11 protein-coding genes are annotated in these 14,887 nt (G+C 46.4%); 5 read left to right on the forward strand and 6 right to left on the reverse strand.

The features are described 5' to 3' along the window. The first annotated feature begins 143 nt into the window (after positions 1-143). Entirely contained in the window at positions 144-1,058 is a 915-nt protein-coding gene (locus C2U47_RS11010) for a hypothetical protein (protein ID WP_158657406.1), read from the forward strand. Here C2U47_RS11010 and C2U47_RS22885 read toward each other — a convergent pair. Then, the gene (locus tag C2U47_RS22885) at positions 1,048-2,634 is read right to left on the reverse strand and encodes a hypothetical protein (protein ID WP_158657407.1); all 1,587 of its coding nucleotides are present in this window, start codon (positions 2,632-2,634) and stop codon (positions 1,048-1,050) included. The genes C2U47_RS11010 and C2U47_RS22885 overlap by 11 nt on opposite strands. A gap of 683 nt (positions 2,635-3,317) precedes the next feature. Here C2U47_RS22885 and istA point away from each other — a divergent pair. The 3 genes from istA (at position 3,318) to abiEi (ending at position 6,318) form a co-directional block, all read left to right on the forward strand. Further along, entirely contained in the window at positions 3,318-4,859 is a 1,542-nt protein-coding gene (gene istA / locus C2U47_RS11020) for an IS21-like element ISAs29 family transposase (protein WP_103261645.1), read from the forward strand. Positions 4,860-4,872: 13 nt separating this feature from the next. After that, a complete protein-coding gene (istB, locus tag C2U47_RS11025) occupies positions 4,873-5,628 on the forward strand; it encodes an IS21-like element ISAs29 family helper ATPase IstB (protein WP_103261646.1) in 756 nt (251 codons plus the stop codon). A gap of 150 nt (positions 5,629-5,778) precedes the next feature. After that, positions 5,779-6,318, forward strand: a complete 540-nt coding sequence (gene abiEi / locus C2U47_RS22890) for a type IV toxin-antitoxin system AbiEi family antitoxin (RefSeq protein WP_158657408.1) — start codon at positions 5,779-5,781, stop codon at positions 6,316-6,318. 101 nt (positions 6,319-6,419) lie between these two features. On the opposite strand, the gene C2U47_RS11030 is transcribed toward abiEi, so the two are convergent. The 4 genes from C2U47_RS11030 to C2U47_RS11040 form a co-directional block, all read right to left on the reverse strand. Continuing rightward, positions 6,420-8,276 (reverse strand): ATP-binding protein, encoded by a 1,857-nt coding sequence (locus tag C2U47_RS11030; protein ID WP_103261647.1) that lies wholly within the window; start codon positions 8,274-8,276, stop codon positions 6,420-6,422. Between the two features lie 26 nt (positions 8,277-8,302). Further along, entirely contained in the window at positions 8,303-9,481 is a 1,179-nt protein-coding gene (locus C2U47_RS11035) for a DNA cytosine methyltransferase (RefSeq protein ID WP_199766848.1), read from the reverse strand. 203 nt (positions 9,482-9,684) lie between these two features. Beyond that, entirely contained in the window at positions 9,685-10,671 is a 987-nt protein-coding gene (locus C2U47_RS22895) for an O-methyltransferase (RefSeq protein ID WP_158657409.1), read from the reverse strand. Between the two features lies 1 nt (position 10,672). Further along, positions 10,673-12,061: an ATP-binding protein gene (locus tag C2U47_RS11040; protein WP_199766849.1), complete on the reverse strand. Its 1,389-nt coding sequence runs from the start codon at positions 12,059-12,061 to the stop codon at positions 10,673-10,675. 694 nt (positions 12,062-12,755) lie between these two features. Between C2U47_RS11040 and C2U47_RS11050 the strand changes: the two genes are divergently transcribed. After that, positions 12,756-14,177 (forward strand): IS66-like element ISKpn15 family transposase, encoded by a 1,422-nt coding sequence (locus C2U47_RS11050; protein WP_032495448.1) that lies wholly within the window; start codon positions 12,756-12,758, stop codon positions 14,175-14,177. 122 nt (positions 14,178-14,299) lie between these two features. Here C2U47_RS11050 and C2U47_RS22900 read toward each other — a convergent pair whose 3' ends face one another. Further along, entirely contained in the window at positions 14,300-14,743 is a 444-nt protein-coding gene (locus C2U47_RS22900; protein ID WP_158657410.1) for a hypothetical protein, read from the reverse strand. Positions 14,744-14,887: the final 144 nt, after the last annotated feature.

Consider the following 14,887-nt stretch of genomic DNA (forward strand, 5'->3'; position numbering starts at 1 on the left):
GTCCTCGATGCGCTAGAGCTGACCATGCCTGCTGCCAGGCTTGTGGCCGATCTCGGCGATTGCAGGATGCTCCCAATGGACAAAAGCTATGTTCGAGGTGTTTGGCGTTAGGAGCTATACCCTGTTCAAAATGCGGGGCCCCCATGCCAGCAGGGCTGGGGAATACATGCAAAAATTGCCACTGGCTGCAGGTTTTTGAGCAGCGGCTTCATTTCAATCAGGGTGTGCTTCATCCTCCAGTGCAGGAGTTGTATCTAGCTTTTTCACGCTGGCTTCTTGGACATTGTGGTGCCCATCGAGCATCGAGGTTGCTTGCTCGATATTTGGTGTTTTTCGAATCCATAGAACACCTCTATATAAATGAATCAATAAGTTATCAGCAGTTGGTGAAGCAATTCGGTGCTGACATGCTGAGGCGTCATCGCTTAGCTGTTCACTGGCTTATTGATAGCCATGGATGGGGTGAGGATGGCAATTCTAGGCTTGAAGACTCAGAGGTAAGGGGTATTGAGCGACTTCTTCTCGGTGTTTCAGATCCACTGGCCAACCGATTGTTGGTGGGCTACTACCAATATCTGCGTACCAAACATCAGCAAGGGGGACTATCGCTGAGATCTGTGCGGCTAGCGTTGACTCCGGCCAAGAAATTACTGGGGCAAAGTCTCAAAGCGGGGAGATCTATCCCTGACCAAAAGGACTTGTGTGCATATCTCTCCCAATACCCAGGACAAAAGGCTGCTGTGTATGGCTTTATTACGTACCTGAACCGGGAGCAGCATGCCGCGCTGGATGTGAGGCAGATCCATCAAAAGAAGCATAAAAATCAGGATAAAGCTGTGCTGGAAAAGAGGCTTGCAGAAATGGTTCAGATGTCTAGGTCCGATAAAGCATTTCAAAAAATGTGGGCTATCACTGCTCTGGCATACTTTCACGGGTTGTCGAATGTCAGTATCAGGCAGCAGATTGCGAAAGAGGGACTTGAAGACGATGGTGACGGGCTGACTTTCCTTCATGAAGGACTGATTTATTGGATCCCCAAGTGTTCAATCAAGTTGTAAGTTCAGTCTGTTCACCCCAATAAATACGGAGCTGCTTTTTCACCAAATTCAGATCAAAAAACTCCTCAGAGAGCTCAAACGAAACGATCTCAGGTATATCGCCATAGATAGGCTCAATGATGAGAGTCCCTTCAACCCGGTCGGTGTACTCAACTTGCACGCACCCCATCATGCGACGTCTTGGTTTCTCGCTTCCATTTTGAGTAAAGCAAGTAGCGTAGGGATTCATCTGTGGGTCATGGATGACAGGGATCGGGAACGCATATGCAGCTAGGCTGTAAGGCGTCATGAGTGTGAAGCAAAGCGCATTATGCAATGTTGATAGCCCAGCCTGGAAGAACTCAGGTAACTCTTGAACATCAAAGTGTTGAGAGGGTACTCCACTTTCGATTTCTACGGGGGTAATGCCCTTACCTTGACCTGTAGCCCCGACACTGAATGCACCAGAAGGTGCAGCGGAGTAAGGCTGATCTTTTGGAATCGAAAAACTTGGGTTTCTAAAAATGGTTTTAGTTTCGAGATCCGGGAATCTGGAACTAGCTGAGATGAACTGTACATGCCTAGTCTGTCTCTTCTCATCTGGATCTGAATCAGTTAATAAGATGGCATCATCAGTTTTTCTTTCACTTTTTTGTTGATCAGGCCGATAGGCCGAGTCTGATAGCTTGAATTTGGCTTTATTCCCAGTAGCTACATATCGGATGGATTTAAACGGAAAATCATGAGAACAGGAAATGATCTCATAAACAATAAATGTTCCAACTTGCGATCCATCATGCCTGAGCCATTGTCCAGAAACGTGTAGATCTGTTTCACCGTCAAAAGGAAACCGGCATTTTGGGTAGATTGGGAGACCAAGGCTGGAGCAAGAAAGAGCACTTTTTCCGATCAAAGAAGCCGCACTCCACGCCGCAGGGGAGTAGAGTATTCGTGCAATATCTGCGGCGGATGCACCAGAGATTCCATCAGCAAGACGGAGAAACACAGATTCATCTGAGCGTTTTACGTACTGTTTAGCTAACTCAGTTCGGGTAAGCATTGGTTTGAAAAGGGTAGATAAAAGCGAGCTCGAAGATCCGAAGTAAAAGCGTATGAGCTCCATACAAGGGATGATGATTTGTAGTTGAGTTCGGTCTGTGATGACGATGCAGTTCGAATGTGTATGTGCGCTATGCCATGGATGCAAATGAATAGGTAGCCAGTATATTAATGAGCGTAACGCACCATACTTTTCGGAATTTGGTTTTCCGCCAGCTTTATAAAAGCTTGTTGTTTCAGTGCTTATTTTCAGCTTAAGAAACGCTTCTTTTGTCGGGGCGGTATTTTCACCGGTTGCCTGACCGTGTTGCCAGATGTCGCCTACCTTTAAAAATGGCAGAAGTCCAATTGGCAACCATACCTCTTTCCTGTCAGTTTCTTTCATGGGGTGGGGACGTGGGTGCCGAGACAACTGAACTGCAATGGATGGCTGAGATTGCCGCCTGTTGAGGTCTGGATAGGCCACATTGCCAAACCAATCGATTCTCCAAGCTCCCTCTTGTGCTGATAGTTTTTCAATAGTGAATGGAGTTTTCATGCTATCCATGTGTTTTTGAAGATTATGACCGCGTCCAGTGCAGCAGAACCGCGAGAGCTGTCGGCCAGGATGCAGCCCTCCACCAGAACTGGTCTTTGAAGAGGAGCACGTTGTGGAACCCGAGTAAGTCAAACAACAGCTCAGTTGATCCTACGAACAGCGCTTTTAAGATGAAAAGTACAGCCATAAGAGCCGCCATATGCCACCCTTCATATTTTATCGCTCACTCCATTTTCTTCTTGGTGTGGGGTAACAAGATCAAGGTTACGTCCAACCCGCTTGATGTCTCGATATGCCTGCACAAGCATCCCCTCATAGGGTTCCTACCGTGCCGTTCAAAATTGTGGTAGCGGATTGTTCTGTATGGGTCCATTCATGGCCTTTCTGGCTCTGTTGCTCAGGAGATTGTGAACAGCTTCTAAGTGCTGTTCTAGCAATTTTCGAGCTTGTTCAAGGGTTTTTTGCATATTCCGGCCGATCATGAACACCAATTCCGGTTCAACGTGAACACCATTTCCGGACCAATGTGAACGCTCATTCCGGTTCAACCTGAACACTTTGCACCTCCTTTCCGGAAACAGTGTTCAACATCCCGGAATCACTGTTCACATTCACCGGAATCATCCTTAACGCATTGATTTAACAACCTTTGATACGCTCTTCCTTTTGCCAGGGAAGAGCCTATGTCTGCCAAGAGGATTGCAATGCGTAAAATTCGTGAAGTGCTGCGACTGCGGCTGGAAGCTGACCTCTCTGTTCGCCAGATAAGTTGCTGCACCAAGGTCAGCGTTGGCTCCATCCAGAAACTCCTCAAAAGTGCCCAGACGCTCGGCCTGACCTGGCCCTTGCCCACCGAGCTTGATGATGCCCGACTGGCTGCCCTGTTCTATCCGCAGGCCGATACCACCATCTCGGCCCGCCATGTCGTGCCGGATTGGCCCTCTGTCCATCAGGAGCTCAAGCGCAAGGGGATCTCCAAGCAACTGCTCTGGGAGGAGTACACCCAGCGCTATCCCAACAGCTGTTACAGTTACTCCCAGTTCTGCGACCGTTACAAGTCCTGGTGTCAGTTGCAAAAGCGCTCCATGCGCCAGCTCCATAAGGCGGGGGAAAAGCTCTTTATCGACTACTGCGGGCCCACGGTGCCCATCGTGTCGCCGACTACGGGTGAGGTCCGCCAGGCACAAGTCTTTGTCGCCGTGCTCGGTGCGTCCAACTACACCTTTGCCGAGGCCACCTGGTCACAGTCACTGCCGGACTGGCTGCAAAGCCATGTCCGTGCCTTTGAGTTTTTCGGCGGTACCCCGGCACTGCTGATCCCCGACAACCTCAAGAGCGGTGTCAGCAAGGCTTGCCGATACGATCCCGAGCTCAACCCCAGCTACCAGCAGTTGGCCGAGCATTATCAGGTGGCGGTGATGCCAGCGCGCCCTTACAAGCCCAAGGACAAAGCCAAGGCTGAAGTGGGTGTGCAGATCGTCGAACGCTGGATCCTGGCCCGCCTGCGCCATCAGACTTTCTTCTCGCTCGCCGAGCTCAACCAGTGCATCCGGGCCTTGCTGAACGAACTCAACGAGCGCCCGTTCAAGCAACTGCCCGGTAACCGGCGCGAGGCGTTTGAGCAGTTGGACCGCCCGGCACTGGGACCACTGCCGGTGCATCCCTATCGCTATGTCGCCATCAAAACGGTCAAGGTCAACATCGACTATCACGTCAGCTATGAGCAGCACCACTACTCGGTGCCACACCAGTATGTGGGCCAGCAACTGGAGCTCCATGCTGGCGACACTTTGCTTCAGGTCTATCACCAGCAACAGCTGGTCGCGAGCCATCCGCGTAAAACCATCCCGGGGATGAGCACGCTCCCGGAACACATGCCGGAACGTCACAGCAAGCAGCAACGCTGGACGCCAGGCCGTCTCAAGCAGTGGGCTGCTGACATCGGACCGGGCACCTTGTGCTGGGTTAGCGAACGGTTGGAAGAGAAAGCCCATGCCGAGCAGGCATACCGACTCTGCCTGGGGCTATTGAGTCTTAGCCGGGAGTATCCGCCATCACGGGTCGAGGCCTGCTGCCAGTTGGCCAACCGGGAAGGACTGGTGCGACTCAAGCAGCTCAAGTCGGTGCTGACCAGTGGCCGCGACCAACTGCCCGCAAGCCCGCTGAGCTACCCAGAGTTACCGCAAGAGCACGAGAACATCCGTGGCCCCCAGAGCTTCCACTAAAGAGGATACGCCCATGACCCAACAAACCCTGACTCGCCTGAGAAACCTGAAACTGACCGGCATGGCGGATGCCGTGCAACAACAACTTGAACAGGCGAGTACCTACGAAGGGCTACCCTTCATCGAGCGGCTAAGCCTGCTGGTCGAACACGAACAACTGAGCCGGGAGCAGCGTAAACAAGCTCGGCTGGTCAAGCAGGCGCGGCTCAAACTCCAGGCCACGGTACAAGAGGTGGACTACCAGTCTGCACGCAACCTGGAGCGGTCACAGGTAGCAAACCTGGCCCAAGGAGAATGGCTGCACCGGGGGCAGAACCTGCTCATTACCGGTCCCTGTGGCTGTGGAAAAACCTACCTGGCTTGTGCGCTGGGCTACCAAGCCTGCCAGCAAGGGCATAGCACTCGTTACTACCGGCTGCCACGTCTGCTGCTTGAACTGAGCCAGGCCAAGGTAGATGGCAGTTACGCCAGACTGCTGGGTCAACTGGCAAGGATAGAGCTGCTGATCCTCGATGACTGGGGACTGGAAGCGGTGAATGCCGAGCAGCGCAACGCCCTGCTGGAGATAATGGATGATCGATATGGGAAATACTCGACGGTCGTGGTCAGTCAGCTGCCAACGGAAGAGTGGTACGCGAGCTTGGGGGACAACACCCTGGCAGATGCGATCCTGGACCGGCTGATGCACAACGCTCACCGGCTGTCACTGAAGGGAGAATCGATGAGAAAGAAGAGAAGTGAGTTGACCCAATCTGAACAGTCGAGTTAGAAACGGGATGACGTGAGCGCGTTAAGGATCTGGGTGTTCACGTTGGCCGGAATGGCTGTTCAACTTCGCCGGAATACGCATTTTTATCTGCTGAGGATGTGAGCTGCTTGAATCTCAAGTATACATAAAGTAATCAAAATTGATTATGATATGTCTATGAAATCATCAGAGCTGATCGCTCAGTTAAGGCACTTTGACCAACAACATGACTGTTGGGTCTACGCACATCATGAACTAGCATTGATGTTTCCAAAAGAGCCTCATCAACAACTAAAGAACTCACTTGTGAGGCAATGTCGTGCTGGAAACTTGCTAAAGGTTGGTGGAGGTCTCTATGTCTGGCCGGATGCTCGTTCAATGCCTATGTATCCCTTGGAGCATTTGATCAATAGATTACGTCCTCGTGAACTGTCTTATATCAGCTTAGAGTGCGCGTTGAGTTTGTATGGGTGGATTTCTCAGATTCCATTAGCGGTTATAACTGTCATGACTACTGGCCGAACGTATACACAATCCACTGCGCTTGGTGTTATTGAGTGGATACATACACAACAGTCAGATAAAAGTATCTTGGAGGCTACAGTATGGGATCCCATGCGCGGTTGCCTTATTGCAACAGCCCTTCAGGCATATAGAGATTTGAAGAAGGTAAATAGAAATATTGATATGGTAACGCCCTTTCGCGAATAGCAGTAATACTTTTTATATAAAAGATAATCTGATATCGGGATTGTTCCGATGTCAGACTATCTTTTATAAAGAAGATAAGTTTGTATTGTGTCCGTATTTTATTAAGTCACAAGAAAACGAATGATCGCTATAGTATCATTCCTAATAATAGAAAGCTGAGGATCATTGGTGAGTTGAACTCCATGAACAATCCCATTTAATGTACTGATATGTTCTTTCAGTTTTTTCGCAGCTAACTTCAATTGTTTACGTTCATCTAATGGAAAAATATTATTTTGCACTACTAGCCAATCAGCAATCATACTTAAATCAATGCCCTGTTGCTGCTTATATTCATCAGAGTGATTTTTCCTCTTACCTTCACCTCTGGAATAATAGTGCTCTTTAATTTCTTGGAACAAGCCTCTTTTCTTAACGAATCGTTTGGATGCTGCTTCGATAATAGAGCGATATAGCATAGCACTGGCGTGAGGTGCGACCTTCATTTCTAGGTCGATTGACTCAATAATTAGATTGTCTAATATTTGCTCATCCCCTGATATGGGAAATTTAGCCGGCAATAATGTAGTCCAATTTTGAGAATGTTTATCTTTGTTATTTTCTGCTCTCTTTTTTAGATCTTTAGCCTCAAAAGCAGTTTTTTGTGCTTCGCTGTTATTTTTCCCTGTTGGTTTTCCTGCATTGGTATCTTGAGGTTTATTAATAGATACGGCATTTACATCGGGTTTATCTAAGTCGGCTGATGTTGGAATATTGGCAAAATTAGAAAGACTAATTCCTGTCATTTTAGCAAAAGTTATTTTTCTATTCTCTTCAGAGATAGATGAGTCCAACTTGATTTCTTTCCATGCTTTAATTAATACTTTCGCTCTGGAACGATATTGTTTTGCTAAAACTTCTATTTTGTCTTTAATACCTAAAAAAATTGTTGAGCCAAGTTTTAGCTCTGTCTTGGCTGTGTTCCAAGGTAATTTACCAGGGTTGTTGCCAACCATTCGTACCAAGCAAATGAAACCACTATATTCATTATGCCAAGATGTTGTAAAGCCGTATTTTTTGTCTATGCTGGCATCTACAATTACTCGATCATTACTTATAAAATACAAGCCATATGTTCCACTAATGAGGCCATTATTTTTTGTATCATGATCTGCTTCCCCAGAAAAACGATAGCCTTCATGGACACCTACATTAAAATAGACGTTTATCCCATCAAAGTCATTAATTCTATCGGTAAAAGGAAGGAGCGGGGTGGTCATCCTTAGGCCTGGGATAGAACTTTTAATTGTTTCTGTTGAACAACTACCTGATATACATCTTGTAACCGTTATCGATAGCCCCTTTTGGATAAAGAGACCATATCTTACGGCTATTTTTTTAATTGCATAATTAAACCAGGCATTATCTTTGATTTGATATTTTATATCTTGAAATAAATCTGAAACGGTAAATAACGTATATGATTTATTTTTTGAATGAAGCTGCTTTGCTGGGATTTCATTTTTCCCATTGGTAGCAAAAGAAGATGAGCTAAATATAGCACGATATCTAGATTCACCGTTATCGGTGACCAATCCAAATTTTTCCCCTGCTTTAAGCAGTGCTCGCTTTAATCCCAATCCATAATGGCCAATTCCAAACTGATGATTTGACCTTTTGCCAGTGATAAAGGCCGTATCGGTTAGTGTTTTTTCATTAAATCCTGAGCAGTTATCCTTAACTGTAATACTATTTTCAGTGAATCTTAAAATTATTTTATAGCTTGAGTAATCAGCAGGAAGGCCATAGTCATCAAATTTAACATTATGCTCTGATAGGATTTTATCCCTTGCAGCATCGATAGAGTTATCGATCAGGTCAAATAACGCATCAGTAAGCTCAATGTCTGTTGTAAGCGTTTCGACTAAAAATGAAGGCTCAATACCTGTCTTTATTGTTACATCACGCACGGTTTCCATTGGTGGTATACAACCTCGCTGCTTAATTACATTACTTTTCTTGAAGAGTCTATGTTGTTCAGTTCGAGTCTCTTTCTTATTCTACCTAAAATAGCCTCTGAAAGTAATGGCGATACACTGTTACCTATCATCCTGAAGCTGTGCCATTTGGTTGGATGAAAGGTGAACCAATCAGGGAACCCTTGCAGTCTTGCGGCCTCTCTAACGGTAATGACTCTCGGTTGCTCTGGATGGAGGGGGCGCACGGCTTGGTGGCTACCTTTATCAGAGCCTGTGCCTGCTCGCAATGTGGGGCATAAACCGTCCCATGCTAATTTTTTAGCCCTGCTGATACTGTCTACTGTTCCAGGTTCTGTTTCTAAATAACGTTTTCTAACTGCTATCGTATGCTGTGTATCGAAAAAACCACTGATGAGACCATGGTTTTGTTTTTGAAGTGATTCAGCCCACCCTAATCCATCAACAGGTTTTTCACGCATGCGAATAGCATAAGCCGATAGATCATGATTCTTGGCATATCCTCCCCAACCAAAATCATCCTTGTCTTTGGATTGTGATATTGGGTCTGCCAGATCCGATATTGCGTCATGAACAGTGATGGTAGGGGCTTCGGTTGGTTTAAAATCCTCAGCGGTTAGAGATGTTATATGCTTTGGATCATAACCAACTAGAATCACACGTTTCCGTTTTGTCGGAACACCATATAGAGACGCATCAACGATCATTGGTTCGAGAACGACATAGTGTTTGTCAAGGACTTGTATTGCATTCTCTAACTCATAACGATTCCGTTCATCCATAAGACCTTCAACATTTTCCATGATGAAGAATTTTGGACGAATGATATTCACAGTTCTAAAAAAATGTCCCAACAGAGACCGCCTTGGGTCATCCTTATCAGATTTGCCCATTCGGCTGTAACCTTGACAAGGTGGACCACCAATTACGCCATCAACTTCAAGGCCGTTAAGTATCATTTGCCAAGACTCGGCATCCATTTTGGATAAATCTCCAGTAATGGTGCGGGCATGGGGGAAATTGAGCCGATATGAAGATTGAAGGGTTGCGTCGATGTCAACTGCAGCAACGGTTCTGAAACCGGCAAGTTCAGCTCCTAAGCCGAAGCCTCCACATCCGCTAAACAGGTCAACTATAGATGGTTTTTTAATCATCGCTGTGCTTCCAATAACCTTCAGTCCACACATTATCGCAAACTTTGTATGCTTACGCGACCGTTACCTGCATTAAATTTAAATGTTTGATTTTAATGGTTTTTTTGTTTGTTTTCTTGAAGGGCCTCATTGAGAGGCTGGAGCTGTGGTGAACGACCAGAACTATAATCAATAAATTTGCATTCTTATATAGATGCCGGGGTGATTGAACCCCGGCATCATATGTATCAACAATATTACAAGACTACCTTCCCAAACCAAGGAAATGAACGATAGTATGATATGAAACTTTCCATTTGCTCTTTTGCTGGTTGCTCAGCTGACCCAATATAAAAGCCTAATGCACTTCTTATATCATCATAATTACTATCAGGTAACATCTGCTCGACTAATAAACGCTCTCTTGCTGACAATGCAGGAAGGGTAATGTTAATCGGTTCTTTCCAATCCTTCGAGTAATAAGCCCAAGACTCAATTCTAGATTTTTCTATAAATTCTATTTTTTGAGCCCTTTCGATGACAATTCCCATAATAGTTAGCATCTTTTGCCCATCTTCATAAACAAAAGCACTTATTGGAATGACTTCAAGGTCATTAGATGATGCCATCCCTTTTGCTATAGCTCGTTTTAATACTTTTAATAAAGCATTAGGGAACTCTCTGGAATGCATAGACTCTTCTGTTAAATTATGTGGTTCATAATCAGAAGTAATCAGCTTTTTGAATTGCTTAAGTCTATACTCCATTAAATTTGAAATGTCGTTGATTGAACCTAGATTCGCAGAGTTTGCATTCAGCGTAATTTTAAATATATCCCCATGCGATAGGTTTTTTAATAATTGAGTTATGTCTGATAGTTGTTGATATAAGTCTTTGAATGAAACGTAATCCAACCATATAATTGTTTGCTTATTGAACTCGTGTTTATTTATAAATTCAGTTGAAGAACATGAATTATCACCAAAATCAATACATGATAAAGGTTTATTGAAAATTTGTCTCAGTCGTACATTGTCATTTATTTCAATGCATTTCATGTCTGTGATTTTCAACTCATGATGTAGCACTTTAAAATCTTCTAGAAATGGGCCTCCAAACCCGATGTAACAATAATCAGAGATGTTGAAGTAATTATCTATTTTCCGTAGTGAATGAATAAACAAACCGCGCTCGACAGCCTTATTTGGCCTCAGGTGATATGGTATTGATGTTCCAGAAGACATATCACAACACCTTTTTAAGAATTTGGTCGAAACAATACTCCCCAATGAAAGAAGTGGGTTTTACTTCATCAAAGAGATATTCTGATACAGCTTGTATCTCACTTCTCTTCTTAGTAAAAATAACTCGTTCAGTGGGGTCGGTTTCTCTAGGTAATGGTAGCTTAGGTTTGAAGACTTGACCTCCATCCCTTCGTACATTACTCCAATCTTCTTTTCTTACTCTTTGGGATAACATTATACTGGGAGCTGACTCTGTTTCCTCTATTCTGAAATGCTGTGACAACTCGCCCTTAGGAACTTTTTTCCATTTATTAGTGAAATCAGTGAATATTTTTATACCTTCTCTAATTTTATCCTTAGCTAAAGCATAAATTTGAGAGCTACTATCCACCCCTCTTTTAGTTGTCTTAAGTGGTAATTTCACAGGAGAGTTTGATTGGAAAATAACTACGCCAGATATGCCAATAAATTGAGTATGATATCTTGGTACTCCTGCTTCACCCCAACCAGTTATATGTGTTTTATCGTTGTGGAGAACGACCCGATCATTACAGATAATGGTTATGCCAGCGCTTGTGCTCACTGACTTTCCGTCTTTCTCATCCTGCTCTTCTTCATCTGTACTAAGTGAACGGTAGAAGCCAATGGCTACCTCCACATCAACACCATCGATACTATGTTTATAAATATATGGGGCTATCACGTTTTCTTTATTAGAGAAGTCTTTAGTATAGCGAGTTATAGATATTTTTGGGGTGACAGATTCTTTGTTGATTCTGATGTTCAAGCCTTTAGATATGATATAGGAGAAGTGAGTTGAGATTATACTATGTAATTGTTCAATAAAGTCTTGATTCGAAAACTGGAGTTTTATTCCTTCCCTGAGCTCACGAATCTCTATTGTAGTCCCATAATTACTGTCATCCCCATGGGATAAATCAATAAGTGGTATCTCCCAATCAGAGTCATCCATCATCCATTCTTTTGTAATATTGACTTGATAGCGTTCATGGTCTGTATTACATACAACAGAGCTGTCCTCACCAATTTTAAATATGGCCCGTTTCATACCAATACCATACACACCTACAGTAGGTAGGTCTTTGTCCCGTTCGCTGTCATGTCTTCCCATTCTAAATGCGGAGTCAATAGCTACTTGTCTAGGTATACCGCCACAATTATCAGTTATCATGAAATGATTTTCATCGTAACTGATATCGACTTGGAATCCATGATATGGTTTGGGCCCTTTGTTATTACCTTTTAATACACGCATAGCTCCATCTAGGCAATTATCGATGAGGTCCAAAATTGCATCAGCCAAATCTATATCCCTGGTCAACATTTCAACAAAAAACCTTTTGGCCGGTACGAGCTTTACTTTTTCCATAAAGATTTCCATTTTTATTTATATGTGTAGTCATAAGAGTACTATTTATATGAGGGTCATGCAATTTTCATGGGGAAGAGGTACAATTATTATTATGCCTTCGTGATCAAGCTCACGCTATTACAGAAGTGTAGCCGAAAGAGAGAATTCATTACTATTAACAATGTAATATTATTTTTACATGAGTAATTATGGTTATAGGGGGGGTGAGCAGGATATAAGTTCTCGAGCTTTATTAAATAATGAATATTCAATTATCGATATAAAATAGCTCGACAATCGTGACTTAGCTACGTTGAAAGAAATTTTTGTACATTAGTGGATTAGGGCTAAGTAAGGTTGGGTTTCTCCTGAACTATAGGGTCTACTTTTATTGATTCTGGATGAATGGCCAGTACCTTGATGAAGATCCGCCGAGCTGCCATTTTCCCTTGTTCCGGCTTGCAATGTCGTGTTTCAGCCTGTTTTTCCACATAGCGTAATGACCTCAGATAGAGCATAACTTTACCGGCCTCATGAATCGGTATCCCAAACTGATAAGCAACATCGTAAAGATCGAAGAACTCACCATGTTGCAACCCCCATCTGGCGTAAGTATTCACCGGAACAGTATTGACACAGGAAAAATGAGACGATCGTCTCTTGATCCCACTTTCCTGCTTGCTTGATCCTGCTCCTTAGATACGCTCCCCCCATGAGCAAAAACACCATGCATTCCGCGGGAATGCCCACCACTCTGGAGCAGGCCAACGAGCTGATTTATAAGCTCCTCGACCGCATCGCCGAGCTGGAGGACCGCCTCAATCAGCACAGCGGCAACTCCTCCAAGCCGCCTTCCAGCGACGGCCCCGGTGCACCGCCGCCGGCCCGCAAGCGTCCGGCGTCCGGCAAGCAACGGGGGGCGCAGCCCGGTCACAAGGGACATCGCCGCGAGCGGCATCCGCTTGATGCCCGCCTGACCCTGGTCCCGCATTACCCTGCCGCCGATTGCGCTTGCTGTGGCGGGGACATGGTGGCCCATGCCAAACCCTATCAGGTTCATCAGGTGTTCGAGCTGCCCGAGGTGAGCTATCTCGTCACCGAACACCAACTGTATCGTGCGACCTGCTCACGGTGTATCGGCACGACCCAGGCCGCACTGCCAGACAACGTCAGCAGCAGCCAGATGGGGGCCAATCTGCTCAGCTACATCGCGCTGCAAAGCGGCCAGTTTCACCAGAGCGTCAGCCAGATACAGCAGCAGCTCAAACAGCATTTCGGCCTGAGTTTTAGCCGGGGCGCCATCAGTGAGGCGCAGGGGCGGGTGAGTGCCATGCTCACCCCGACCTACCAGGCCATCAAGCAGCAGGTGCAGACGGCCACCCACGTTCATGCCGATGAGACCCGGCATCAGCGGGGTGGAGAGCGCCGCTGGATGTGGCTGGCGCTGAGCAAGATAGCCGTCTGCTTCATGACGGCCTATGGCCGTGGTCAGGAGGCGGCCAAGCGGCTGCTGGGCGCCGAGTTTGACGGGGTGCTGGTGACCGACCAGTACGCCGGCTACCGGTTTATCGACGCCGACCAGCGGCAACTGTGCTGGGCCCACGTGGCCCGCAATCTCGTGGCCATCGCCGAGAGTAGCGAGCAGTGCAACCAGCCCATCGGTGCCCGGTTGGTCTTGCTGGCGGATGCGGTGTTTCGTACCCGGCACCGTTGGGAAAGCGGTGCGTTGAGCAAGCAGAAATACCTGCGCAGGCTCGCGCGTTACCGGCAAAGCTGGCGAAGCCAGTTGGAGCGCGGCGCCCTGTTGTGCAGCAAACGCTACCGTGGACGATGCCAGTTGCTGCTGCGGGATGACGAGATGCTGTGGCGGTTTATGACTGACGACGAAATAGCGCTGACCAACAACGAGGCGGAGCGGGCGCTGCGTGGCTATGTGCTCTGGCGCAAGGGTAGCTACGGCGTGTGGTCTCACCGGGGCGAGCTGTTTCGCCAGCGCATCCTGTCGTTGGTGGAGACCGGCAAGCGATTGGGCCGCTGCCCACAGGAGTGGTTGAGGGCCGTGGTCAGGGCGTGCATCGAGAAGACAGATTATCCCATCCCGGCAGAACTGATGCCGTCAACCCCGTCCTGGTGAATAGATACCATCTGGCGACCTTCAATGCTGGCCATCTCCATTTGCTATGCATGCAACCTTACCCACATACTTGGTTCATATGAGAATCAAGATAATCGACATAACCGGCATAGTGAATTAATTCAATCAGATACTTGTTCGATTTGAGCGGTACAATTCGGCCTGCCTTGGAATTTGGCGGCTAACTCAACTGCTTGCTGATAGCTAAACCCTCTGGCGTCACAAATTTCTGTAGATGCACGACTTTTTCCATCGCGACTAAGGCTTGAGATATATAGGGGGCCTATTGGCAGTCCCGCATCCTCGATGCGCACAATCCAACTGCCTGAAACAGCTTTCATTGGAGGGGATAACTCCTCATGATGCAAAGAACCATCTTCGCCACGGCTGATGACAACAGCAATTGCGTACCCTGGTCCCCGACGTTTTGCTGATGCCCAAGCCTTAGCCGTAGTCTCATACATCAGTGCCGCAGCAGGATCCCAGTGATAATTGCTTGGTGATGCAGTGACCAGATACCCACCTTCTATCTTGCTGTAAACAGCATACCCAATACGTTCAGACATAATTGTTCCTTTCGTTCAAGTAGCAAGCCGCCTCTGCATCCGTTCTGGCAGCCCTGCTTGCCAGTTCCTTAGTCATGTCTCCATATCGGGCTGTGCTGTATGTGACCCTATGGCCTTGGTACTGTGCCTTCCACTACCCTGTTG

It is taken from the genome of Aeromonas sp. ASNIH7 (assembly GCF_002903485.1).
GTDB lineage: Bacteria > Pseudomonadota > Gammaproteobacteria > Enterobacterales > Aeromonadaceae > Aeromonas > Aeromonas caviae.

Coding starts and splice junctions, on each gene's coding strand:
- C2U47_RS22900 (WP_158657410.1), bottom strand. CDS start 14,743: ATGTCTGAACGTATTGGGTATGCTGTTTACAGCAAGATAGAAGGTGGG.
- C2U47_RS11030 (WP_103261647.1), bottom strand. CDS start 8,276: ATGGAAACCGTGCGTGATGTAACAATAAAGACAGGTATTGAGCCTTCA.
- C2U47_RS11040 (WP_199766849.1), bottom strand. CDS start 12,061: ATGGAAAAAGTAAAGCTCGTACCGGCCAAAAGGTTTTTTGTTGAAATG.
- abiEi (WP_158657408.1), top strand. CDS start 5,779: ATGTCTATGAAATCATCAGAGCTGATCGCTCAGTTAAGGCACTTTGAC.
- C2U47_RS22885 (WP_158657407.1), bottom strand. CDS start 2,634: ATGAAAACTCCATTCACTATTGAAAAACTATCAGCACAAGAGGGAGCT.
- C2U47_RS11035 (WP_199766848.1), bottom strand. CDS start 9,481: ATGTGTGGACTGAAGGTTATTGGAAGCACAGCGATGATTAAAAAACCA.
- C2U47_RS11010 (WP_158657406.1), top strand. CDS start 144: ATGCCAGCAGGGCTGGGGAATACATGCAAAAATTGCCACTGGCTGCAG.
- C2U47_RS22895 (WP_158657409.1), bottom strand. CDS start 10,671: ATGTCTTCTGGAACATCAATACCATATCACCTGAGGCCAAATAAGGCT.
- istA (WP_103261645.1), top strand. CDS start 3,318: ATGTCTGCCAAGAGGATTGCAATGCGTAAAATTCGTGAAGTGCTGCGA.
- C2U47_RS11050 (WP_032495448.1), top strand. CDS start 12,756: ATGAGCAAAAACACCATGCATTCCGCGGGAATGCCCACCACTCTGGAG.
- istB (WP_103261646.1), top strand. CDS start 4,873: ATGACCCAACAAACCCTGACTCGCCTGAGAAACCTGAAACTGACCGGC.